20 protein-coding genes are annotated in these 22,864 nt (G+C 58.0%); 8 read left to right on the forward strand and 12 right to left on the reverse strand.

The features are described from left to right. Positions 1–18 precede the first annotated feature (18 nt). The 6 genes from M2368_RS11070 to M2368_RS11095 all read right to left on the reverse strand — a co-directional run bounded on the left by M2368_RS11070 (position 19) and on the right by M2368_RS11095 (position 6,353). The gene (locus M2368_RS11070) at positions 19–1,092 is read right to left on the reverse strand and encodes an alkene reductase (protein WP_498724474.1); all 1,074 of its coding nucleotides are present in this window, start codon (positions 1,090–1,092) and stop codon (positions 19–21) included. Positions 1,093–1,303: 211 nt separating this feature from the next. Beyond that, entirely contained in the window at positions 1,304–2,056 is a 753-nt protein-coding gene (locus tag M2368_RS11075; protein ID WP_388023646.1) for an SDR family NAD(P)-dependent oxidoreductase, read from the reverse strand. Between the two features lie 115 nt (positions 2,057–2,171). Next, complete coding sequence (locus tag M2368_RS11080; protein WP_498724475.1) at positions 2,172–3,572, reverse strand: ABC transporter ATP-binding protein; 1,401 nt, start codon at positions 3,570–3,572, stop codon at positions 2,172–2,174. After that, positions 3,569–4,327 carry an energy-coupling factor transporter transmembrane component T family protein gene (locus M2368_RS11085; RefSeq protein WP_498724476.1) on the reverse strand — a complete coding sequence of 253 codons (759 nt, stop codon included), beginning with the start codon at positions 4,325–4,327 and terminating at the stop codon, positions 3,569–3,571. Before M2368_RS11085 ends, M2368_RS11080 begins: the two co-directional genes overlap by 4 nt. 7 nt (positions 4,328–4,334) lie before the next feature. Then, positions 4,335–5,141 carry an ECF transporter S component gene (locus M2368_RS11090; RefSeq protein ID WP_498724477.1) on the reverse strand — a complete coding sequence of 269 codons (807 nt, stop codon included), beginning with the start codon at positions 5,139–5,141 and terminating at the stop codon, positions 4,335–4,337. A gap of 117 nt (positions 5,142–5,258) precedes the next feature. Continuing rightward, positions 5,259–6,353, reverse strand: a complete 1,095-nt coding sequence (locus M2368_RS11095; RefSeq protein ID WP_498724478.1) for a nucleoside hydrolase — start codon at positions 6,351–6,353, stop codon at positions 5,259–5,261. A gap of 208 nt (positions 6,354–6,561) precedes the next feature. Between M2368_RS11095 and M2368_RS11100 the strand changes: the two genes are divergently transcribed. Then, on the forward strand, positions 6,562–7,542 hold the full coding sequence (locus M2368_RS11100) for a hypothetical protein (protein ID WP_498724479.1): 981 nt from the start codon (positions 6,562–6,564) through the stop codon (positions 7,540–7,542). Positions 7,543–8,017: 475 nt separating this feature from the next. On the opposite strand, the gene M2368_RS11105 is transcribed toward M2368_RS11100, so the two are convergent. Next, positions 8,018–8,524, reverse strand: a complete 507-nt coding sequence (locus M2368_RS11105) for a hypothetical protein (RefSeq protein WP_498724480.1) — start codon at positions 8,522–8,524, stop codon at positions 8,018–8,020. Positions 8,525–8,745: 221 nt separating this feature from the next. On the opposite strand from M2368_RS11105, the gene M2368_RS11110 reads away from it, so the two are divergent. Continuing rightward, entirely contained in the window at positions 8,746–9,690 is a 945-nt protein-coding gene (locus M2368_RS11110; RefSeq protein ID WP_365945408.1) for an HNH endonuclease, read from the forward strand. A gap of 567 nt (positions 9,691–10,257) precedes the next feature. Here M2368_RS11110 and M2368_RS11115 read toward each other — a convergent pair. The 4 genes from M2368_RS11115 to M2368_RS11130 are packed head-to-tail and all read right to left on the reverse strand — an operon-like array spanning position 10,258 to position 14,409. Next, complete coding sequence (locus M2368_RS11115) at positions 10,258–11,592, reverse strand: MFS transporter (RefSeq protein WP_498724481.1); 1,335 nt, start codon at positions 11,590–11,592, stop codon at positions 10,258–10,260. Next, positions 11,586–12,734: a galactonate dehydratase gene (gene dgoD / locus M2368_RS11120; protein ID WP_013350471.1), complete on the reverse strand. Its 1,149-nt coding sequence runs from the start codon at positions 12,732–12,734 to the stop codon at positions 11,586–11,588. Before dgoD ends, M2368_RS11115 begins: the two co-directional genes overlap by 7 nt. Further along, positions 12,731–13,375 carry a 2-dehydro-3-deoxy-6-phosphogalactonate aldolase gene (locus tag M2368_RS11125; RefSeq protein WP_443453573.1) on the reverse strand — a complete coding sequence of 215 codons (645 nt, stop codon included), beginning with the start codon at positions 13,373–13,375 and terminating at the stop codon, positions 12,731–12,733. Before M2368_RS11125 ends, dgoD begins: the two co-directional genes overlap by 4 nt. A gap of 41 nt (positions 13,376–13,416) precedes the next feature. Then, positions 13,417–14,409 (reverse strand): 2-dehydro-3-deoxygalactonokinase, encoded by a 993-nt coding sequence (locus M2368_RS11130; protein ID WP_498724482.1) that lies wholly within the window; start codon positions 14,407–14,409, stop codon positions 13,417–13,419. A gap of 150 nt (positions 14,410–14,559) precedes the next feature. Between M2368_RS11130 and M2368_RS11135 the strand changes: the two genes are divergently transcribed. After that, positions 14,560–15,357: an IclR family transcriptional regulator gene (locus M2368_RS11135; protein WP_287041613.1), complete on the forward strand. Its 798-nt coding sequence runs from the start codon at positions 14,560–14,562 to the stop codon at positions 15,355–15,357. A 393-nt stretch (positions 15,358–15,750) separates the two neighbouring features. On the opposite strand, the gene M2368_RS11140 is transcribed toward M2368_RS11135, so the two are convergent. Further along, positions 15,751–16,476, reverse strand: a complete 726-nt coding sequence (locus M2368_RS11140) for a FadR/GntR family transcriptional regulator (protein WP_498724483.1) — start codon at positions 16,474–16,476, stop codon at positions 15,751–15,753. 174 nt (positions 16,477–16,650) lie between these two features. Between M2368_RS11140 and eat the strand changes: the two genes are divergently transcribed. From eat to M2368_RS11165, 5 genes are read left to right on the forward strand one after another with little or no spacing between them, the layout of a single operon-like run. Beyond that, positions 16,651–18,087 carry an ethanolamine permease gene (eat, locus tag M2368_RS11145; RefSeq protein ID WP_498724485.1) on the forward strand — a complete coding sequence of 479 codons (1,437 nt, stop codon included), beginning with the start codon at positions 16,651–16,653 and terminating at the stop codon, positions 18,085–18,087. 49 nt (positions 18,088–18,136) lie between these two features. Next, positions 18,137–19,528 (forward strand): glutamine synthetase family protein, encoded by a 1,392-nt coding sequence (locus tag M2368_RS11150; RefSeq protein WP_498724486.1) that lies wholly within the window; start codon positions 18,137–18,139, stop codon positions 19,526–19,528. 19 nt (positions 19,529–19,547) lie between these two features. Further along, positions 19,548–20,318 (forward strand): gamma-glutamyl-gamma-aminobutyrate hydrolase family protein, encoded by a 771-nt coding sequence (locus M2368_RS11155; protein WP_498724487.1) that lies wholly within the window; start codon positions 19,548–19,550, stop codon positions 20,316–20,318. Then, positions 20,315–21,715: an aldehyde dehydrogenase family protein gene (locus M2368_RS11160; RefSeq protein WP_498724488.1), complete on the forward strand. Its 1,401-nt coding sequence runs from the start codon at positions 20,315–20,317 to the stop codon at positions 21,713–21,715. Before M2368_RS11155 ends, M2368_RS11160 begins: the two co-directional genes overlap by 4 nt. 55 nt (positions 21,716–21,770) lie before the next feature. Further along, positions 21,771–22,571, forward strand: a complete 801-nt coding sequence (locus M2368_RS11165; protein ID WP_498724489.1) for a 3-oxoacyl-ACP reductase — start codon at positions 21,771–21,773, stop codon at positions 22,569–22,571. The last annotated feature ends 293 nt before the right edge of the window (positions 22,572–22,864 follow it).

The raw sequence follows: 22,864 nt of genomic DNA on the forward strand, positions 1-22,864 counted from the left end.
AGTCAGAAGTTTTAGAGGCTAGTTCTCCCAGAATGGGTAGTCGATGTAGCCCTTTGGACCTTCAGTGTAGAACGTCGCAAAATCTGGTTCATTCAACGGCAGCTGTTCCTTCCAGCGGCGCACCAGATCCGGGTTGGCAATCGCAGGGCGGCCCACGACAACCGCTTCGCCCCAGCCTTCGGCAGCCACGCGTGCGGCTTCTTCATAGGTGGTGATCTCCGCGAAGCCGGTATTCAGCAGCACCGGTCCGCCAAAGGCCTTGCGCAGCGACTGGACCAACTCGCCGGCTGGGTCATGGTGCAGGATGCTCAGGTTGGCCAGCCCCAGTGGCGCGATGCCCTGGACCAGCGCGGTGTAGGTAGCCAGCACATCCGCACGATCATTTTCCACGGCACTCTGGACATTGTGTTCCGGCGAAATGCGCAGGCCGGTCTTGCCAGCGCCAATGGCCTTGGCCACGGCGGTCACGACTTCAATGACAAAGCTGGCCCGGTTCGCCGGGGAACCACCGTAGTTGTCGGTGCGGGTGTTGGCCGAAGGCGCCAGGAACTCGTGCAGCAGGTAGCCGTTGGCCCCGTGAAGCTCCACGCCGTCGAATCCGGCGGCGATGGCGTTGCGCGAAGCGGCAACGAATTCTTCGATGATCCTTGGGAGTTCTTCGGTGCCCAGGGCATGCGGAACCGGGTACGCGTGCTTTCCGGTGTAGGTGCGCGACTCGCCTTCAACCGCAATGGCGCTTGGCGCCTCGACGTAGTCGGCACCGGTGGTTTCCGGGTGGGTGACTCGTCCGGCGTGCATGACCTGGGCAACGATGAGGCCGCCTTCGGCGTGCACCGCGTCGGTGACCTTCTTCCAGCCGGCAATCTGCTCCTCGGTGACCAGGCCCGGCTGGCGGACGAAGCCCTGACCGGCAAAGCTCGGGTAGGTGCCCTCGCTGACGATCAGGCCCAGGGACGCGCGCTGGCGGTAGTACTCGACTACATCTGCGTTGGGCACGCCGTCCTTGCCCGAACGCGAGCGGGTGAGCGGTGCCATGACCAGGCGGTTGGACAGCTTGAGGTCGCCGAGGGCGAGAGGGGAAAACAGATCCATGGGGCGGGACTCCTGAATTGGAAATTGTAGTTGCACAGCGTAACTACCTCCGCAAGCAACTTATTCCGTTTCGGCTAAGAACATGATCTGGCTAACGGCTCCAGAGCATTCGAATCGCCTGACGCTCATTGATTGGATTCGCGGGTTCGCCAGGAGCAGGAAACCAGCGGATGCGGCACAACTCCACACCGCATCCGCTTGATCCGATGGGCTATACGGCGGTGTAGCCGCCGTCAACCAGGTGATAGCTGCCGGTCACGAAGGACGCCGCATCGCTGGCCAGGAATGCCACGAGCGCGGCCACTTCTTCCGGCTTGCCCAAGCGGGCAATCGGGTGCTTGTCGACCAGCGCGTCATAGGCTTTCTTGGGCATCTGCTGCAGCAGCGGGGTGTCGATGAAGCCCGGGGCCACGCTGTTCACGCGCACGCCCTGGGTCGCATACTCCACGGCGGCAGTCTTGCTCAGGCCCACCACGGCATGCTTCGTGGAAACGTAGGCGGAGCTGCCGGCGAAGCCCACCGAGCCGAGGATCGAGGCCATGTTCACGATGGACCCTCCCCCGTTCTCGCTCATGGCGTTGGCCTGGGCGCGGGTTCCGCGGAAGACGGCGTTGAGGTTCACCGAGATGACCTTGTCCCAGTCCTCGTCGGTCAGCTCACCCACCTTGGCGGCGCGGCCGCCGATACCTGCGTTGTTGACGCCGATCTTCAATGGAGCCATGGCGTTGGCGGCCTTGATGGTTTCGTCGATGACAGCCGAAGAGCTGGCATCTCCTGCAACTGCTACGGCTTCTCCGCCGGCGGCCTTAATGGTTTCCACGGTAGCGCCGGCGGCCTCGGCGTTGAGGTCCTGGACCACCACTTTGGTTCCGTTGGCGGCTAAGAGGATGGCGATAGCCTGTCCGATGCCCGAACCGGCACCAGTAACTACTGCCGAACGATCTGCTACATCATACTGAGCCATGATGGACCCACTTTCCGTTTCAAGATGGTCACGGGATTTCCGTTGGCCTCATACCTTGGACGCTACTCCGATCTATCTCGAAAGTCGATGACGTGTCAATCAAAGGTCGGTGAGCTCAGTCACTGCTCCTCATGCGGTGCACTCTGTGCGCGGTGGACGACATGAATCGCTCATCGTGGGAGGAGAACAGCACCGCTCCCCCGCGTTCGAGAATCGAATCGATGGCCCCGTGCAGGCAATGAAGCCCAGCCGAGTCCAACGCCTCGGTTGGTTCGTCAAGGAGGAGCAACTGCGGTTCGCGCACCAGCACGGTGGCCAGGGCAACGAGCCGGCGGGCCGAAGCCGGCAGCTCGTAAGGATGGGTCTGCGCATAGGATTCCAAGCCCAGCTGTTCAAGCACCAGCGGCACGCGGGCACGTTGGCTGCTCTTCTTGGGAAGGCCAAAGGCGACCTCCCGGGCTACGGTACGCTCGAAGAGCTGGTCCGAAGGGTTCTGCAGGAGCATCCCCGCATCACCTGCCACCCGCATTTTTCCTGCAGTTGGCTTGATTAGCCCTGCGGCGGCTTTGAGCAGTGTCGTCTTGCCCGTTCCGTTGGCGCCGGCCAGTCCCACGCATTCTCCGGCACGGACTTCCAGGTCAAGATTGGAGAGGACCGGTGCGCTGGCGTCTTTGTAACCGAGTTGCACGCCGGCAAAGTCCAGCAAAGGCTTTGCGGATGCGGCGGGGACAGATGGTCTTTTTGATTTGGAAGGCAACGCAGTGGCTGCAGCGCCTGCAGTTGCCCGCTGCAAAGCTCCGTCCGCGATGTTCCACAGTGAATCCGCTTCGGCTTCCCATGCTTCTGCCGTCCGGTTCAGCACCACAAGTGCAGTGCCTTCGGCACGCAACCTGGTGATCATCGAAGTCACGGCCTGAGTTGCCTTGGAATCCAACCCGGCCAACGGTTCATCGAGCACAATGATGGACGGTTTGGCTGCGGACAACGCGGCCAGTGCGACCAGGCGTTCTTGGCCTCCTGAAAGCTTGGCGGGATCGCGTTCCAGCAGATGTTCCAGGGAAAGCCGCGTGGATAGCTCTTCGATGAGGTCTGCCATCTCTTCACGGGGCATTCCTTCATTCTCCCGGGCGAAGATCAGCTCTTCGGCAACCGTCTGGCGAATCCTCGAAAGGTAGAGCCCGGCATCCTGGGGCAGCAATCCCACATGCCTGGCCCAGCCAGCTACGTCGATTCGCGGCGAATGCTCCGGAGAATAATCGATCCGTTGCCCCGCCAGGGTGACCGTTCCCTGGCATTGGTCCGCTCCCGGCCGCGGAAGCATGCCAGCTAATACTCCGCCCAGCGTGGACTTTCCGCATCCAGAGTCGCCGGCGATGACAGTCAGGGAACCCGGAGAGAATTCCAACTCGATCTCGCGCAAAGTCTCGGCGTGCGCCTCGGAGTAGCGGAAGCTTCCCAGCCTGAGGTGCAGCGCCGCGGTGGTTCCGGCAGGTGCACGGTGTTCCGCATCCATCATGAGGCTCCCCCGAGTGGCACCAGAATCGCTACCGGCACCAGCACCGAACAGAGCAGGGCAACCCAGCGGACGCCCCTTTGGATCTGCGAGTCTGCGACGTGGCGCAATCTGCTGTGCTCGCCGCGGGCGGGGAAACCGCGCGCGGCCAGATGCATCGAACGGTCATGGGCATCTTGCACCGAGGAGAGCACCAGCGGTACGGCTCGCAGCCTCAGGCGCTGCAGCCACCCGGCCAAACCCCGGCCGGTTCCTGCTTTCCGCAAGGCCTGGGCTTGGCCGATGGCATGCTGCTTTTCCATCATCTGCGGAAGAAGGAACAGCGTGGATGCCAACAGGTATCCCGCCTGCGGCGGAGCCGGAGACAAGTCGATAGCTGCCACCAGCTGGTGCTTGTCGATCAGCAGACCGCAAAGCAAACCCGCCACCACCAGCACGGCGGTGCGCAAGGCCAGGGCCATGGCGATTTCCACTCCCCCAAGCGTCAGGCTGACTGGCCCCCATGCCGCGATCACCGCCGAAGAATCCTGTGAAGCCAGTCCATGGATCATCAGCAAGGACAGGAGGGTCGGGAGCATGATGGCACCGCTGAGTGCCGCGAGTTTGCGGGCATTGCCCGCAACCGCCCCAATGACCAAGCAAAGCACTATCACCGCACAACTCAGCCACCAGCGGCTGGCAGCCGTGGCCACCGAAACGGTGAGCACGGCTAGGCAAAGCACGGTAAAAGGATGCAAATCAGCGATGCGGCGCTTCATAGGTGGCCTACTTGTTTCCGCTCTTGCCCAGCACCTTGTAGCGGCGGATGAATTCAAAAGAACCGCTCAAGCGCTTCGGCAAGGCGAAGACCAGCAACGCCGCGATGAGGAAGACAATTGCCTTGTCTCCCGGGTCGGAGATCAGGGCCTGCTTGGTGACCGCGGAGAGCAGCGAATCACCCATGGAGCGGAAGGCCGCAACCACTGCGCCGGTACCGACACCCGAGGTGCCGCCATAGACGAAGGCAGCCACCGGGGAAGAGACCACGCCAACCATTACACCAGAAACCAGACCCGCGATTGGGGCCAGATATGGCCGGCGCAAAGCGCCGTAGCGAGCGGCGGTTCCCGCAAGGAAACCAACCAGTGCGGCTCCGGCAGCAAATGGCAAGACGGTGGGGGCAAATAGCGACCAGATCAGCGTGCTGAGCACACCGGTGGCGGCACCGGCACGGCGGCCGGCCAGGAAGCCCACCAGTACGGTGCCGATGGAATCCAGGTAGAGCGGGACCATGACGGACCCGACGAATTGGCCCAGGATGATGTTCAGTGCCAGCGCGACCGGGATCAGTGTCAGAGCGGAGACCGGCAGATCCGGCAGCACAGCGAGCAGCAGCAGGACGGCTGCAATCAGGTAGGCAGCGAAAGTTGCCAAGGCAACTCCCTGGCCCAGGCCCTCGACGATTCCCGCGGGTTGGGTGATGACCAGGAACAGGTAGGTTCCGACGAGCAACAGGGTTCCAGCTGCGCCGAGCACCCTGCGGCGCAGGAGCTGGGTCGCTGATGCTTCGGGCAAAAGAAGGTTCGGTGACATGATGAGGCAATCCTGGGGATACGAGTTTGGCTGCGCGCAGGATTGCTCCCGCAACGCGCGAATGGCGGGTCTATGTCACCTCGACCCGGTAGACGATTCTAGCCCACCTGCCTGCGCTCAGGAATTCTCGTTGAGTTTCCTTGCCAGCGCACCGAGGCGCTGGACCAGTTCGGCAAACCCTGCTACGGGGTCATTTGCGACGACCACCTGGGCGTTCGCCGGCTTGCCCCACAGTCCGCGGAAATCGGCCACGGTGGTACCAAAGAGCAATGTCGATTCTGTCTCGACGTCCACCGTTGCGGGGCGGGTCTCGTATTTGAGCGTCCCCGCGGCAACGCCAGCGGCAAAGTAGTCATGCACGTGAGCGATGTAGCCCTGGTCGTATTGGCGATGGAATTCGAAGTAGAAACGCAGGGCATCGGAGAGATAACGCACAAGCGGATTGGAGGACTTGCTCAAGGTCCCTTCCGGGTCGCTAGCCTGGACGATCTCTGGTTCAGCGCATCCAGCTTCTTCGGAGAGCTTCGTCAGGAAGTCCGGCTGCATTTCGAAGCGTTCCGTGGTGTCCAGCGAACAGACAATCGGCAACTTCGAAGAGTCCAATCCTTGTTCAGCGGCAGCAGTGTAGGCAGCAAAAACTTCCTTTGCGGCGTGCGGGTCTACATGAGTGTTCCACTCTGCGGTCGGAGTGGTGTTGCCTTGGTAGTAGAAGGCTCCTCCCATAATCACTACTTTGCGCACCAGCCAAGGAAGACGTGGCTCGCGGCGAAGTGCCACAGCGAAGTTTGTCAGCGGCGCGGTCAAGAGCACCGTGAGCTCTCCTGGGCTGGCGCGGGCCGCCTCGATCCAGTAATCCACGGCGTCATTGCCAGCGATGGAGCTTGGTCCAGGAACAGGCAAAGTTGCATAGCCAACACCCTGAGGCCCGTGGGTCTCAGGGGTAGTCACCAACGGAATTTCCAGCGGTTCGCGAGCACCTATGAGAACCGGAATTTCAGACATTCCGCAGAGCTTGAGTAGAGCCAAATTATTTGCGGCGACTTGTTCAACGTCGATGTTTCCTGGGGTACTGGTGACTGCTTCAATCTGTACGTTTCCGAGAGAACAGAGGTAGGCCAAAGCCAACGCGTCGTCGATTCCGGTGTCGTTATCAATGAGTAATCGGGCTTTGTGGAGTACTTCAGTACCAAAGCCCCTGTTAGAAACAGTCATCAGCTCCCTCTCATTCCGTGCTAATCCTATTCCTGGATCTCGCACGACCCTAGTTGCCCAAACTTCTGATCTGACGATTCAGAGTTAAGGAGCGCCTACCCACGGATTAGCAGTTTCAGTCAACTGTGGCCTGAGCCCCTGCCTGATGGCAGTAATTGTGACGCCCCTGGAGTCGGTGTCGGCCTTGCAGTATGGATAGATTGTGTTCATGTCCATGATTTTTCATTCAAATTCTGTATGGCCCCGCATTACGGAAATAGTGGCTCAAGCCAACAGAACATATGCCGCGATCTCCTTTCTGGGCGAAGATGCACCGGATCGTTTGCCTCTTAGTCAAGGAGACACCTTGTTGGTCAATGCCAAGCCTTCTAATATATCTTCGGGCGCAACCAACCCCTACGCCATTGAACGTTTTCTAAATTCTGGTGTGAAGGTTTTTTCATCTCATTCTCTTCACGCGAAAGTAATTTCAACCGACACTCACGCCGTGATCGGTTCGGCCAATGCATCCGCAAGTTCGGCGTCCTCCACCGAAGCCATCATCCTCACAGATGAGCAAAGCATCCGGAAAGACGTTAGGAATTTCGTACAAAACGAGTCCACGAAGTCTGGCCCGATCATAGATGCTGAACTGATAGAAATTCTCAAGAAACTCTATGATGATCGTCCAAAAAAGCCACAGACAACTGGCATAAATTCTGAGTCGACAAAATTTCCGGGGAGTCTCGAACATGCTTACCTGAGTACGTGGGCGGACGCAGATTTTACCGGAGCAGAGTTGGCAGAGCTCGCGCCTTATACGAAGAACAAATCGGGTCAACGTCAACCGGATCAGTATCTGGATATACTTCAGGTCACTTCGCGTGAGGAGAGTTTTGGCAGGGACGACGTGATCATTTGGGTGAAAGATGGCAGCATCAGTGGTCCTGTTAGGGTTGAAAGCGACCTTATCCTCTTGGAGTCTGACGAATCTCGAATGTGTCAACTAACTCTGAATTCAAGATGGTACGGGCGCGATCTAAAAGAGCAAACGGTACGAAATCGATGCCGTCTTGGTGCAGATGGCTTCGACAAACTTCTCATGAAGCTCAACGATAACGACGGATTTATAAAGCTGACAGCGTCCGAGGCTGAATCGTTGATTGTTGCTTGGATACCCGACTATCCAAATCCGAATGACGGGCAGTAGTCAACTACTTTTCCGAAGCCCTCGTCGGCTGCCCTGAAACCAGCATCCCGACGGACGAATTCGATACCTTGGGATTCAGATCTATTAGTCTGCTGCCGAGCACCGGAAAGATGTTTTCAAAAACGTGTGCTAGTTTCTCACGGCCGGCTACCTGGCTTTAAGTCTCGGAACTTCGTAGACAGCGGGTCTCAACTACTTTACGTCTGCTCCGATTAGATGTACCTACTGACCGCACTCGGCATACGCGAAAATGACGATAATAGGTTTAGTATTTGATATCAGATCAGACAAAAGTGATTAGTTCAGATCTGGACTCAAGGATCAAACCATTTCGTTTATTCACACACTGTAACGGTCATGTGAGCTTCCAAGCGGATACCCGAATACTTGCATGACCGTATCAATGCGTGCTAATGATTACTGGCTTATTGGCAGTGCCTTACCATTTACTGCAGCGTCTAATACCGGTAACGCTCTACGTCCAAACCGGGCCATGCCTGTCACCATCTTCCAGCAGCTCGACAAGATCGTCGACCTTGTCAATGTCCCAAGTAATTGGTGTGTCAAGGAACTGGAGCGTGGCATCGAAAAGTTCGAGCCTTCTCATCAGCGCTTTGGCTATTCGTGGGACACTAACGAACTTACCCTCCGTGCTACGCACGGTAATGTTTATCCATCCCTCCGAAGACGCGTAAATTTCGGTGGTAAATAGGCCCACTGGGGTGTCTTCAACCAGCTTGCAAAACACTAGGTCAAACTGACCATTCTTGCTTGACTCGACGGTTGCTTTAGCTGTTCCGCTACCCGAGCGTTGGGTACCGCTTGATAACGCGATGCCTTTTTCCGACAGCCAGTTCTGGAACTCGGCCTCTACCGCCGGCACACAGGATGTCTGGTTCTTGACCCTCGAGAACGAATGGTAGTCCTGGTCATTCGGCGACAATTGCGATCTGGACAAGGTCCCATTCATTGCAGTTTCCATTTTGGATTACCCCATATTTTGATTACTTTTAGAATGCATCATATGTCCTGTGAGCGCATCGCTTCGCTTCTTGGACGTGTCTCAATTGACTCGGCGTCAATGCGACGCTTTTGACAGTGGATCTCAATTAATCACGAGCATAATTCGGATGCATCTACTCGTAATTTGCCTGCTCATGCTGCTATTGTTCAATCATATTGTCACTGAAGGAGAATCACTCAATGCCACGCAAATGGTCTCAACTTGACGATTTGCGATTGCGCCTTGAAGCGATCGAATGGCTTCGTGTACGCACAGATGACGGTAAATACTCACTCACTCGTGAAGAGATCAACGACTTTTTCTTCGACGGTGAACCGTTCAAACTTATCGATCCCATGAAGGGGATCAGAAAGCCTCAGGTGCTCGACACCGCACTGAGCATCATGACCTCCTTCCGGAAACCTGGCGAAGAACGCCCGTACGCCGACGAAGTCGGACCTGATGGTATGCCGAGATATAAATGGGAGGGCAGCGATCCCCACAAGAACACGAACGCTGGTCTTCGTCTTGCTAAAGAGCGGGATCTACCGCTTATTTGGTTTATCGGAGTAGGCGGCTCACCAATGCGGTTCCATGTTCTCTGTCCTGTCAAGATCGTGGGCGAAGAAGCCGATCAAGAGCAGTTCGTTCTGAGCATCGCTGCCGAAAAGGGCTTGTCCCTTGCTGAACTCACAGCACCCGACGGTCCAGACACGATCGTCAAGAAGTATTTAGTCCGTGAGACTAAAGCCCGACTTCACCAGCCAGTGTTCAGAGCTTCGGTGATCCGCGCTTACCAAGTGCGTTGCGCCGTTTGCAACCTGGGGCACGCACAGCTCCTTGACGCCGCACATATCATTCCCGATGCGGACGAAGACGGTATCGCAGCTGTAACTAACGGCCTCACGCTTTGCAAAATCCATCATGCAGCTTTCGATTCGCATATCCTGGGCATCACCCCGGACTACACTGTCGAGATTCGACCCGATCTGCTCGACGAAGTCGACGGACCCATGCTCGAACACGGACTAAAACAACGACACAAGCAAAAGCTGATGATGCTTCCTCGCACTGCCAAAGAGCGGCCAGACCGAGAGCTACTCAAAGTCACCTACGACAAGTTTCTCCTAGCTCAAACGGCCTAGCACCCGGTACATAGTCCACGCTCACGGCAAATTTCATGAGTGGCTGCACCGGACACAACTGCAACTGCGGCGATAGGCTGGTCGCGCTCATACGGCGATTAACACCAACGCTTGCGCCTCTGGTAGCCGTAGTCGAGGTCGGCTTTGCCAGGACCCGCTGTAACTTCGTCGCAAGCCAGATGAAAACAAGATCAATCCGCAGGTCAGACATTATTTCGCTGATGCGAACCGACCTACATCCGACCAGCACAACAAGTAGCGGACCTCTTTGCAGTTCCGAATCCCTGCGGCAATGTTCGAATCATCTTGGGTAGGCAAGCAATTGAGGTCTCACAGCCCGGAAAATACCCGGATTTGTTGCTGTTCCGGGAGATTCTCAGTAGGTGGAGAGCAAAGCAGACTTTACTGCCTACCCACGATTGAGTGTGGGCGATTAGGCAATCAACGCACGTAATGATCAGCCCACTAAGCATTCGCTTAGCCGAGAGTAGTCCTCGAAATGCGAAATAAGGGGCCCGTTTCAATTCTGAGTTCTGAAACTGGCCCCTTATCTGTAGTTCGCGTTGATTAGCCCTCGACGCGTTTAACCTTGCCGACCAGGAACACGTAGGAGAGGATGCCAACCGCGGCAATGACCGTCATGTAAATGAAGGCTGGGCCGAAATCGGTCGCAGAGACCAGCAAGCCAATCACGATTGGAGTGGCAATCGAGGACAGGTTGCCGATGAAGTTGAACATGCCACCGGTCAAACCAATCAGGCGAGACGGTGCCAGTGCAGATACCAAGGACCAGGTAATCGAAGCCAGACCATTGCCGAAGAAGGCAATAGACATGAAGGTGATGACCAGTGCGGTGCTGTCCGTGAAGATTGCACCAATCATGCTCATGGAGAGCAACAGTCCGGTGATGATTGGCAGCTTGCGGGAAGTACCCAGGCTCACCCCACGCTTGAGCATGAGGTCAGAGAGAACACCACTGATCAGTACACCGGCCAACGCCGCGATGAATGGAAGCGACGTCAGGAATCCCGTCTTGATGTAGTCCATCTGACGGTAGGTCACCAAGTAGGTTGGGAACCAGGTCAGGAAGAACCACAACGTGGAGGTCAGGCAGAACTGGCCAATATAGATTCCCCACAGCTTCTTGCGTCCCAAAACCAAGGCAAAGTCAGCCTTGCTCAGCTTCGGTGCAACCGTTTTGGTCTTCTTGCTGCCAAGGTCAACAAGTCCACCGCCCTCGCGGATGTACTCGATTTCCGCGGCATTGGTTCTCTTGGAATCCACCGGATTCCGGTACATGACGAACCAGATCAGGCCCCATACGACGCCTACCGCACCGGTGACCACGAAGACCCAGTGCCAGGTCAATGCATGCTGAAGCCACAGCAGGACGGGGGTCAGCAGCGCGAGACCTATGAACTGGCCAGAGGTGTAGAAGCCAATAGCGGTGGCGCGCTCACGTTCAGGGAACCAGGCAGTGACCACCTTGTTGTTGATTGGGTACGCAGGGGCTTCGAAGCCACCGACAGCCATTCGCAACACGATCAAAGCAATGAAGCTTCCGGCCATGCCCATGAAGATTGTGGCCACCGACCACAGCACCAGGCAAATTGGGTACAGCAGACGAGGCTGAACTCGGTCTACCAGCCAACCGCCCGGTAGCTGCATGGCCGCGTAGGTCCAGCCAAAGGCAGAGAGCAACAGGCCTTGCTGTGCTGTGTCCAGGCCGAATTCCTCGGAGATCAACGGCGCTGCAACCGAGAGGTTTGAACGATCCATGTAGTTGATTACTACGGTGAGGAACAACATGAAGGCTACGGCGTAGCGCGTCTTTGTAGCTTTGCCAGCGCTCTTGAGTGTTGCAGCTGACGACAGTGTCGACTGAGACATACGATTTACCATTCTGCGAAGGATCCGTCCTTGTGACGCCAAATTGGGTTGCGCCAGCGATGACCTTCAGCTGCGCGTTCAATGACGTACTCTTCATTTACATCAATGCCCAGACCCGGACCTTCAGGGATGGCAACCATGCCATCCTCGTAGGCGAAGACCGACGGATCATTGACGTAGTCAAGGAGATCGTTGGATTTGTTGTAGTGGATTCCCAGGGATTGCTCCTGGATAAAGGCGTTGTATGCACCGGCATCGATCTGCAGGTTCGCGGCTAGAGCGATTGGGCCCAGTGGGCAGTGCAAGGCGACTGCAACGTCATAGGCTTCAGCCATCGCCGCAATCTTGCGGGCTTCGGTGATGCCGCCACAGTGCGAGGGATCCGGCTGAATGATGTCCACCGCTCCGCTGGCCAAGACATCCTTGAAGTCCCAACGGGAGAACAGCCGCTCGCCCAAGGCAATCGGAGTACTGGAATTGCGCAATGGCTCCAGCATGGAGTTCACGTTTTCACTGAGTACCGGTTCTTCAATGAACATCAGCTTGAAGGGCTCTAGTTCCTTGAGCAGGACTTTGGCCATTGGCTTGTGCACTCGACCATGGAAGTCAACGCCGATGCCTACGTTCTCGCCTACTGCGTCGCGGACAGCCTGAACATTCTCCAAGCACCCCTGAACCTTGTCCCAAGTATCGATGTACTGGAGTTCTTCGGTGCCGTTCATTTTCACTGCAGTGAAGCCACGTTCAACAGCGGCCTTCGCGGCGGCTGCGGTATCCGACGGGCGGTCGCCGCCAATCCATGAGTACACGCGGATCTTGTCGCGCACCTTGCCACCGAGCAGCTCGTAGGCAGGAACCCCAAGGGCTTTGCCCTTGATGTCCCACAGCGCCTGGTCGATGCCGGCCAGGGCGCTCATCATGATGCCGCCACCGCGGTAGAAGCCGCCGCGGTACATTACCGTCCACAGGTCCTCGATGTTTCGCGGATCCTGGCCGATGAGGTAATCCGAAAGTTCCTCAACTGCTGCGGCAACAGTGGATGCGCGGCCTTCGAGTACTGGCTCGCCCCAACCGACAATTCCCTCGTCGGTTTCGATCTTCAGGAACAACCAGCGAGGTGGCACCATGTACGTGGTCAGTTTTGTAATTTTCATGCAGACTTCCTCATCTCATGGATCGTTTGGTAGGCAGAGACAAGATTGCCTGCCCTCGTTTTCAGGTCTTCAAGGCTTCGTCCGGACTTGTAAAGGGAGGAGCCAATGCCAAAACCTGTGGCTCCGGCTTCCAACCATTGCGCCATGTTCTCCTCGTTGATGCCCCCGACAGGGATCAGGCCAATGCCGGAGGGAATCACAGCGGTCCACGCCTTGAATCCCGCCAGGCCTACTTGCTCGGCAGGGAAAATCTTGACGTTCTTCGCTCCGGCTTCAATGGCATCAAAGGCGTTGCTCGGAGTAGCAGCACCTGGGAACGAATCCATGCCCAGCGCCACCGTTTCTTGGATAACCCGCACGTTGGTATTTGGGGAAACAATGATTTGGGAGCCCGCCTCGTGGCACGAGCGAACTTGGTCTACGGTGAGCACAGTACCTGCACCAACTACTGCGTCTTCAGGTAGCGCACCGCGTAAAATTTCGATGCTCTTCAATGGCTCCGGGGAATTCAGCGGTACCTCCAAAGACCGAAAACCGCTGGCATAGAGCGCTTCACCAACGCCTTGAGCTTCTGAAGGACAAAGGCCTCGCAAAATGGCTACGAGTCCGGCAGCCTTCAAAGTTGTCGTCAGTTCATTCACGGCAAAACCTTTCTTGATAAATCGTGTGGCTAGTTGGTGGCTCAGTCCGAGGCGGTCTGCAGGCGTCCTTGTGCGCTTGCAACGGCCCAGATTCCCCGAGGGGCTGTGCCTTGCAGCTCGCGCACCTGATCAATTCCGAAAATATTCAGCGCCCTGGTGTACCTGGAGCTGAGTTCCTTATTGCCGCAGATGGTCAGCGACAGGGCGTCGTTGGTGGCTTGCTTGCCAAGAACGGAACGGATTTCAGCACCGATCATCATGCCAGAGAGATAGTTACTGACTTCGTTTTTTTCCAAACGCTCGGTCAGAACCAAGGTTCTCGCGGAGAAGGCCGTGAGCATCAGATCCGCAGCGCCCTCGCCCGATTGCGATACCTTCACACCTCGCTCAAAGGCCGACCAATTCGCCGATGGTGCTGGCTCGATGAGCTTGGAGAGGATGGACTGGGTGCTGAGCAGTGCAAACGTCTCACCAGTCATGGAAGTGCAGAATTCGGTAATCGTGCGTCCGGAGACCTTGACCCATTTGGAGTGCGTCCCCGGGAGCAGGAACAGCTGCTCTTCGGAGTCATCTGCGTTCAGGGCGGCAAAATCAATGGCACCGAGGATTTGAGTTTCTTCGCCCCGCATGACGTCTGGAAGTTCTTTGAGGTCCAAGACGCCGGGGATGATCTGCATCGTTCGGCCCGGAGCGATCTCCACTGATGCCAACTCGAATTCTGGATCAGCCAAATTGGCTGGAACTGGTCGGTAGGCCGCTTCGGTCCAGCCTTGCTGACTGCCCACCATTCCGCAGGCGATCACGGGGACATTCTCGAAGTTATCCAGCCAATCGCCGCACAGTTCGGTCAGCGTCGCCTTGAAGGCCTCATCGAGGGACTGGTTCTCGGCTTGTGCCTTCGAGGCCACTTGCATGATGCCAAGAGCTGCACTGCGTTCCGCCACGATGTGGCCATCGGCGCCCATGAGGTAGGCGCGTGCGGACGTAGTTCCCCAGTCCAAGGCGATCAACTGGGCTTCGGCGATGTTTGTCATAACTCCTGTTTTCATTTCATGGACTGCACAAGATCGTTCAGCTGTGCTCCCCTTCACATCTGAATAGTGTCCGAGGTATCCCAATAGTTCAAAAGGCGTTGTATATAGTGGGATGAAATACTTTGATCATTTCATACCAAGGAACACGTCATGACCATGAATCCCGAACCCACCACTGACGATTCAATTGACGCTCCTCCTCCGGGCACGCTCACACTTGCTCGAGGACTGGAAATTCTGCGCGCTGTTGGCCGCGGTGCGACGAATCTGAATGAAGTGGCAGCCGCAGCCAATATCGGAAAGAGCGCTGCGCAACGCATGGTGAAGCTCTTGGTGCAGCGCGGATTCCTGCGCAGCACCCATGGCACCGACTTCAGCCTGGGCCCGGCACTGATCGAGCTGGGTTTCCACGCCCTCTATCAAAGCCCGGTCCCTGTTATTGCGAAACCCATTTTGGAAGAGCTCGCCCGCAAGTACCAGGACACGGTGCATCTGGCGGTGGAAGACGAAGCACAGGTGCTTTATGTCGACAAAGTCCCCGGAACTCGCGGCGCGCAAATGCGCTCACGAGTCGGACAGCGCATGCCTCTGAGCCGCACCGGCATCGGCAAAGCGCTCCTGCTTGATACTCCCCTGCGCTGGGAATCCACCTTTGATTCCGAGTCGCCTGTAGAACAGGCCTCGCATCAAACCAAGGAGGCGTTCCTATCCAGGATGAAAGCCTACGCAAAAGAAGGCATCGCCTTGGACCTGGAAGACAATGAGCCTGGCATCCGATGCGTCGCCGCACCGATCCGCGACGGCAGCGGCCAGATCATCGCCGCCATCAGCATGTCTGCCACTAATCCCTACATGCCTGACGAGCGGATGAAAGCGCTCAAGTCCGTGATGGGATCTACCGCCACGCAAATTTCGCGCAAGCTCGGCTACTCGGGCAAGACTTTCTAGCCCCTACCCGCTCACGACGTAAAGCGGTAGCCCATGTCCAGTTCGGTGAGGGAATAGCGGAGGGTGGAGGGTTCTGGCTCCAGCTTGGTGCGCAGCTGTAGCTGAATCGAATTTATTGGTGACGGTCGTCCCGTTGCCTGGTGCTCAACGCAGGAGCATCATTGGCATCGAACATCAACGCTTTCACACCAATTCGCCGGAGCAGAAGTATCACTTCACGCCATTCGGCACGCCTCTTCCGAACGACGAATGAATGCACCGAGGATATCTAGTGCGGTCAGCCAGTACCTGCCACTCCGAATGCTCTTGAGTTAAAGCTTGAATTCACAATTTGTGCACATAGATGCAACCGGCCCATCGGTATCGACCGCCTTTCGGAGGCAGCTTTTGCCCCTAGTCCAAGAAACCCCTAAGCAGCGTCGCAGTGCCATCAAGATGTTCTTGCATCAGCTTCTTCGCGCTGACTCCATCGCCGCGGAGGATGGCGTTCAAGATGTCCTCGTGCTGGCGGCTGGAGTGCGCGATATTCGGCTTCAGGAACGGAATCCGATCCAGCAGCTCGCTGGTTGCGTCGCGCGCCTCTGCAACCGCTTTTGCCAGCATGCTCGAAGCTGACAAATCGGCGATCATGACATGGAGCCGGGCATCCAGTGGCCGGTAGTTCGTCGCGTCGGCCGAATTGACGGCTTCGTGCGCCAGCATCAAATTATTTCGCTGGGTTGCAGTGAGCGATGCCCCCGCGGCCAATTCAGCTGCGGCAGGTTCCACGACCGATCTGAAGGCAAGCACATCCTCAATGCGTGCACGGTCCGAATCATCCAATGGATTCTCATGCGAATTCGGATGAGCCGCAACAACTGCTCCACCGTAGCGACCTCGCTGGACCTGCAAGTAGCCTGCGCTCTGCAATTCCGCCAACGAGTCGCGCAATGTTGCTCGTGAAACACCCAGGGCCTCGGCAAGTTCCCTCTCCGCAGGCAATTTTTCACCGGGCGGGAATACACCTAGCCTCATGGCGCGCAACAGTTGCCCGAGAGTCTCCTCGAAGACGTTTCCCCGACGCACTTGCCCAAGGAACCTCATCCCATCCCGGGAATCCAATGGTTTAGTTTCGGCCATGATCTAAGAATGGCACACAATTTGGTTCAAGAAAACACCTTTCATTTTCTCTTACCAGCTCTATTTTCAAAATAACCTATTGACTTTCCTTCGTGACCCCTGCCACAGTTGAGCGCATGCAAAGGACTGATTTCAGTCCATTAGATTCAGGAATCATGGACCGAGGAAGCTCACATGACCAAGAATTCACATATCGACTACGCATCGGTCGACAAAGACTATCTACGACATAGGCAGCTCAAGAAGGGCGCCGCAGGTTGGATCCTGCTTGCCGGGTTGGGCATCGCCTACGTTATTTCCGGTGATTTTTCAGGCTGGAATCTCGGCTTGGCTGCTGGCGGCTGGGGTGGTTTGCTCATTGCCTTCGTGCTGATGGGCATCATGTACACCTGCATGGTGTTCGGTCTGGCAGAAATGTCCTCGACGCTGCCCACAGCTGGTGCGGGCTACGGATTCGCCCGCAGGGCCATGGGACCTCTGGGCGGTTTCGCCACCGGCATGGCGGTGCTCATCGAGTACGCCGTGGCCCCTGCCGCTATCGCCACCTTCATCGGCGGCTACATCGAGGCCCTCGGCCTGTTCGGGATGACCAATTCGTGGCCCGTCTACCTGGTCACCTACATTGTTTTCATCGGCATCCACATGTGGGGTGTCGGCGAAGCGCTGAAACTCATGTTCGGCATTACCGCGATCGCTATCGTTGCCTTAATAGTCACCGTCTTTGGCCTGATACCGCACTTTGAGCCAAGCAATCTCTTCGACATCGTGCCAGACGGTTCGGCTGGTTCCTCCGCCTTCATGCCTTTCGGCATCTCCGGAACTCTGGCCGCCTTAGTCTTTGGTATCTGGTTCTTCCTCGCCGTAGAAGGCGTTCCACTGGCCGCCGAAGAATCACAAAATCCTAAACGCGATATGCCCAAAGGCATCATCACTGCAGTGATCTTCTTAGTCTTCTCCGGTGCGGCCATGCTCATCCTGGTCCCAGGAGTTGCTGGCGCCGAGGCCATGAGTACCTCCGGTTCCCCGCTTCCAGAAGCCCTGCGTGTGGCCTACGGACAGAATTCTGCACTGGCAAACTTTGTGAACTATGCAGGATTGGCCGGACTTGTCGCCAGCTTCTTCTCCATTGTTTACGCCTACTCCCGCCAGCTCTTCGCGCTCTCCCGTGCCGGGTACCTGCCCCGGGTCCTCTCCCTGACCGGCTCCCGACACACACCGTGGGTAGCCCTGCTGGTTCCAGGCACCATCGGCTTTATCCTCGCAGCCGTCATCCGGAACGGCGATCAGCTGATCAATATCGCAGTCTTCGGCGCAACGGTCTCCTACGTCCTGCTGAACCTGAGCCACATTGTCCTACGCATCAAGGAACCTAACTTGCCTCGCGGATACCGCACCCCTGGCGGCATCGTCACCACCTCCATCGCCTTGGTACTTGCAGTCATTGCGCTCATCGCAACATTCGTCGTGGACATCCTCGCCGCAGGGATCACCGCAGGAGTCTTCATCTTGGCCTTGGCATACTTCTGGTTCTACAGCCGGCACCACCTGGTAGCCAGCGCACCCGAAGAAGAATTCGCCATCCTGGAATCTGAAGAAAATGCCCTGAAATAAAACGAACCCCACCTTCACCCAACTTCTCCCAGCATCAAAGGAAAATTCCATGCAAGACATCCAAGAACTCGTCAAAGCCACAAAAAACCATCGCATGCTCAGCGTTGAGCAGCTCACCGAAGGCATCAAAAACGGAACCTACGACTCAGTTATTCTGGCCTTCACCGACATGCAAGGACGCCTCCAAGGCAAGATTGTCCACGCCCAGTTTTTCCTCGACACCGTGCTCAACCACGGCACCGAAGCCTGCAACTACCTGTTGGCAGTAGATACCGAGATGAACACCGTGGAAGGCTACTCGCTGACCAGCTGGGACACCGGCTACGGCGACATGGAGTTCGTGCTGGATTACGACACCATCCGCCCAGTCCCGTACTTGGAACGCACAGCACTGATCCAGACCGACTTGGCCACCACGGACGGACGTCCGGTTCCAGTGGCCCCGCGGTCCCTGCTCAAGGCGCAGCAGGAGAAAGCCGCTGCGCTGGGCTTGCGCGCCATGGCAGGTACGGAACTGGAATTCTTGATCTTCAACGACTCCTACGAAGATGCGCAGCAGCGCGGCTACCGGAACCTCACCCCTGCCAACCAGCACAACGTGGACTACTCGATCCTGGGCTCAATGCGTGTCGAGCCGCTGCTGCGCGATATCCGCAACGCCATGTACGAATCGGGCATGATCGTCGAATCGGCCAAGGGCGAGTGCAACTTCGGGCAGCACGAGATCGCTTTCAAATACGACGACGTGGTCACCACTGGCGATAACCACACCTTCTACAAGCTCTCGGCCAAGCACATGGCCTCGCAGCGCGGGCAATCCATCACCTTCATGGCCAAGCCCAACCAGCGCGAAGGTTCCAGCTGCCATATCCATATGTCGCTGCGAAAGCTCGACGGATCCTTGGCCTTCTGGGACGAAGCCCGCGGAGAACGCACGGAGATGTACAACCACTTCATCGCCGGAGTCTTGGCCACCATGCGGGAGTTCACCCTGTTCTACGCCCCGAATATCAACTCCTACAAGCGTTTCGCCAAGGGGTCCTTCGCGCCTACCGCCGTTGCTTGGGGCCTGGACAACCGCAGCTGCGCGGTCCGGCTGGTGGGCAAGGGATACGGCGCACGCATGGAGAACCGCTTGCCCGGAGCGGACGCCAACCCGTACCTGGCCATGGCCGCCATGCTGGCGGCCGGTCTCTACGGCATGGAGAAGAAGCTGGAACTGCCCGAGATGGTGACCGGAAGCGCCTACGACTCCGGATCCCAGCATGTGCCCCAAACCATGGCCGAGGCCCGAGAGCTCTTCGCGAACTCGGAAATCGCTTTGGAAATCTTCGGCAAGGAAGTAGTGGAGCACTACACCCGCTACGCGGACGTGGAAATCGAGCAGTTCAACGCGGCGGTCACCGACTGGGAAGTCTCCCGCGGTTTCGAACGCCACTGATCACGAAGGACAACTACAAGTGAACTATCCATCGGACCCGGCAGCGCAGCGCAGGCCGCGCATCGGGCTGACCACCTACTGGCAGGAAGCCAAATGGGGTGTCTGGGAAAGTACCGCGGCCATTGTCCCGGGCAAGTACATCAAGTCAGTAGTTGCAGCCGGTGGTACGCCAATGCTTCTTCCACCGGTTGCCACTGACATCTCTGTCTTGGACGTCCTGGATGGGCTGATAGTCATTGGCGGCGTGGATGTGGATCCTGCCAACTACGGCCAGCAACCGCACCCGCGCACGGCGGCACAGCCGGAGCGGGACCTGCACGACATGGATTTGGCCGCCGCCGCGCTGGAGCGGGCCGTTCCGCTGTTCGCCATCTGCCGTGGCGCCCAGGTGCTCAACGTGCAGCAGGGCGGAACCCTGAACCAGCACCTGCCCGATGTCCTTCCGGATGCTGCCGAAAAGTACCAGCCAGCTCCCGGGGTCTTCGGCACAGTGGATTTCACCACCGCGCAGGGTTCTCTGGCGGAGCAGATCCTGGGCAACCAGGCCAGTGCTCCGTGCTACCACCACCAGTCCCTGCAGGAGGTAGCCAAAGGCCTTGAGGTCACCGCCCGCGCCAGCGACGGGACGGTGGAAATCGTTGAAATGCCGCAGGCCCGAGGCTGGGTTCTGGGCACGCAATTCCACCCGGAAGAGAATTTGGAAGATATCCGGCTCATGCAGGCTTTCGTCCAGGCTGCGCATGACTACGCCACCAGCAAATCTATTTCGACACCACAGGAAGCGCTATGAGCACTGATACCGCAGTGAAAGACACCTTTACCGTGATCAACCCGGCGACTGGGCAAGCAGTCCAGGACGTCGCGCTGGCTGATACCGCGCAGGCGGATGCCGCAATTGCCCGGGCCTCCGAGGCTTTTCCCGCCTGGAGCCAGGTCGCTCCTGCTGAGCGCGCCGCGCTGCTGCGCAGATTCGCGGCCGCAGTAGACCGCGATCTGGAGAATCTGGCCCAGCTGGAAGTGCTCAATGCCGGGCACACCATCGGCAACGCACGCTGGGAGGCCGGAAACGTCAGGGATGTGCTGAACTACTACGCAGCCGCCCCGGAACGGAACTTCGGCAAGCAGATTCCCGTAGCAGGCGGAGTGAACGTGACCTTCCACGAACCGTTGGGTGTCGTCGGGATCATCGTGCCATGGAATTTCCCCATGCCGATTGCGGGGTGGGGGTTCGCCCCGGCACTGGCCGCGGGCAATACTGTCGTGCTCAAGCCAGCGGAGCTGACCCCTCTGACCGCCATCCGCCTGGGCGAGTTGGCGCGCGAGGCCGGCATCCCCGAGGGTGTCTTCACCGTCATCCCGGGCAAGGGCTCGGTAGTCGGCGAGCGCTTTGTCACCCATCCCGACGTCCGCAAGGTGGTTTTCACCGGTTCCACCCAAGTGGGCCAGGGCATCATGCGCGGATGCGCGGACCAGCTGAAGCGTGTCACCCTGGAGCTGGGCGGCAAGAGCGCCAATATCATCTTCGCCGATGCCGACCTCGACAAGGCAGCCGCCCAGGCACCGGGCGGTGTCTTCGACAATGCCGGACAGGACTGCTGCGCGCGGTCCCGGATCCTGGTGCAGCGCAGCGTTCTGGATGCGTTCATGGAGCGATTCACCCAGGCCGTCGCGGCGGTAACCGTCGGGGACCCGAGCGACGAGGCTACGGTGATGGGCCCTTTGGTCTCCGCCAAGCAGCTGCAGACGGTGTCCTCCTTCCTGCTCGATGAGCAGGGAAACCCCCGCAACGATATCGCTTACCAGGGCGAGATCCCGCAGGGCGAGGGCTACTGGTTCCCGCCTACGGTCGTGGTTCCCGAAGATCCGCAGGACCGGATCCTGCGCGAAGAGATCTTCGGACCGATCGTTGCGGTGATCCCATTCGAGGATGAGGCCGATGCTATCCGCATTGCCAATGACTCGGAGTACGGGCTCTCCGGATCAATCTGGACCCGGGATGTGGGCCGCGCCCTGCGCGTGGCCCGCGCGGTCGAGGCCGGGAACCTGTCGGTGAACTCCCATTCCTCGGTGCGCTATTCCACTCCTTTCGGCGGCTACAAGAAATCCGGACTCGGCCGCGAGCTGGGACCAGATGCTCTCGAAGCCTTCAGTGAAGTCAAGAACGTCTTCATTGACACCGAAAGCTGATTTACCGCAAAGCATCATCCAACTAAAACAAATCACTAGCAAGGAGAACCATCAGATGAGCGAAACTGCCCCGTACAACGGCTTGGTCACCAATCGGCTTGCCGGACGAGTCGCCACTATTACCGGCGGAGCCTCCGGCATCGGGCTGGCCACGGCCAAGCGCTTGGCTCATGAAGGCGCCAAGGTAGTCATTGGCGATATCTGCGCCGAGGACATCGGCCAGAAAGCCGCCGCGGAAGTCGGCGGGCTTTTCGTCCGTACCGATGTCACCAATGAGGAAGACGTCAAGAACCTGTTCGCCACCGCCAAGGCGACCTACGGCTCGGTGGATATCGCATTCAACAACGCGGGGATTTCCCCGGCAGACGACGCTTCCATCCTGGATACCGGCATCGACGCCTGGCGCAAGGTCCAGGAGGTCAACCTGACCAGCGTGTACTACTGCTGCAAGCACGTGCTGCCGTACATGCAGGAACAGGGCCGGGGCTCCATCATCAACACCGCGTCCTTCGTCGCTGTCATGGGTGCGGCGACAAGCCAGATCAGCTACTCGGCTTCCAAGGGCGGGGTGCTGTCCATGAGCCGCGAACTCGGTGTCGAGTTCGCCCGGCAGGGCATCCGGGTCAATGCGCTTTGCCCCGGCCCGGTGAACACCCCGCTGCTAAAGGATCTCTTCGCCAAGGACCCGGAGCGCGCCGCGCGCCGCTTGGTGCATGTGCCGCTTGGTCGCTTCGCAGAACCGGATGAGCTGGCGGCATCGGTGGCGTTCCTCGCCTCCGATGATTCTTCCTTCATCACCGCTAGCCAGTTCCTGGTGGACGGCGGCATCGCGGGAGCTTACGTCACCCCACTGTAAATAGCGAAACGCTCCCCAGAAACTGGCAACTGATAGTCCAGATCTGGGGAGCACTCGTGCCTATATTTCTTTGCCAACGCCCTTCTGCCAACTCGATGTGCTCCAGCATCCCCAATTAATCGGCGGGCAACGGCCCGAGGGCTGCCGGATGAAACGACCCAGCCAGTGAGGCTCATCCCGGTCTTCTCCTAGGCCGAGAACTTGGCCCCCGAATTCGGATTGGGCTTCAGCGTAGCGTCCGCCAAAGAGCTGGTTCGCAGTTCAAAATGACCGGAACCCGGAGCTGCCAGCCA

The organism is Arthrobacter sp. JUb119 (assembly GCF_024807995.1).
Taxonomy (GTDB): domain Bacteria; phylum Actinomycetota; class Actinomycetes; order Actinomycetales; family Micrococcaceae; genus Glutamicibacter.

Bases quoted from the DNA above. Each gene is read 5' to 3' on its own strand.
- M2368_RS11085 (WP_498724476.1), bottom strand. From the start codon at position 4,327: ATGAAGCGCCGCATCGCTGATTTGCATCCTTTTACCGTGCTTTGCCTA.
- M2368_RS11090 (WP_498724477.1), bottom strand. From the start codon at position 5,141: ATGTCACCGAACCTTCTTTTGCCCGAAGCATCAGCGACCCAGCTCCTG.
- M2368_RS11075 (WP_388023646.1), bottom strand. From the start codon at position 2,056: ATGGCTCAGTATGATGTAGCAGATCGTTCGGCAGTAGTTACTGGTGCC.
- dgoD (WP_013350471.1), bottom strand. From the start codon at position 12,734: ATGAAAATTACAAAACTGACCACGTACATGGTGCCACCTCGCTGGTTG.
- M2368_RS11150 (WP_498724486.1), top strand. From the start codon at position 18,137: ATGCAAGACATCCAAGAACTCGTCAAAGCCACAAAAAACCATCGCATG.
- M2368_RS11135 (WP_287041613.1), top strand. From the start codon at position 14,560: ATGACCATGAATCCCGAACCCACCACTGACGATTCAATTGACGCTCCT.
- M2368_RS11165 (WP_498724489.1), top strand. From the start codon at position 21,771: ATGAGCGAAACTGCCCCGTACAACGGCTTGGTCACCAATCGGCTTGCC.
- M2368_RS11100 (WP_498724479.1), top strand. From the start codon at position 6,562: ATGTCCATGATTTTTCATTCAAATTCTGTATGGCCCCGCATTACGGAA.
- eat (WP_498724485.1), top strand. From the start codon at position 16,651: ATGACCAAGAATTCACATATCGACTACGCATCGGTCGACAAAGACTAT.
- M2368_RS11070 (WP_498724474.1), bottom strand. From the start codon at position 1,092: ATGGATCTGTTTTCCCCTCTCGCCCTCGGCGACCTCAAGCTGTCCAAC.
- M2368_RS11140 (WP_498724483.1), bottom strand. From the start codon at position 16,476: ATGGCCGAAACTAAACCATTGGATTCCCGGGATGGGATGAGGTTCCTT.
- M2368_RS11095 (WP_498724478.1), bottom strand. From the start codon at position 6,353: ATGACTGTTTCTAACAGGGGCTTTGGTACTGAAGTACTCCACAAAGCC.
- M2368_RS11160 (WP_498724488.1), top strand. From the start codon at position 20,315: ATGAGCACTGATACCGCAGTGAAAGACACCTTTACCGTGATCAACCCG.
- M2368_RS11130 (WP_498724482.1), bottom strand. From the start codon at position 14,409: ATGACAAACATCGCCGAAGCCCAGTTGATCGCCTTGGACTGGGGAACT.
- M2368_RS11105 (WP_498724480.1), bottom strand. From the start codon at position 8,524: ATGGAAACTGCAATGAATGGGACCTTGTCCAGATCGCAATTGTCGCCG.
- M2368_RS11115 (WP_498724481.1), bottom strand. From the start codon at position 11,592: ATGGTAAATCGTATGTCTCAGTCGACACTGTCGTCAGCTGCAACACTC.
- M2368_RS11080 (WP_498724475.1), bottom strand. From the start codon at position 3,572: ATGATGGATGCGGAACACCGTGCACCTGCCGGAACCACCGCGGCGCTG.
- M2368_RS11110 (WP_365945408.1), top strand. From the start codon at position 8,746: ATGCCACGCAAATGGTCTCAACTTGACGATTTGCGATTGCGCCTTGAA.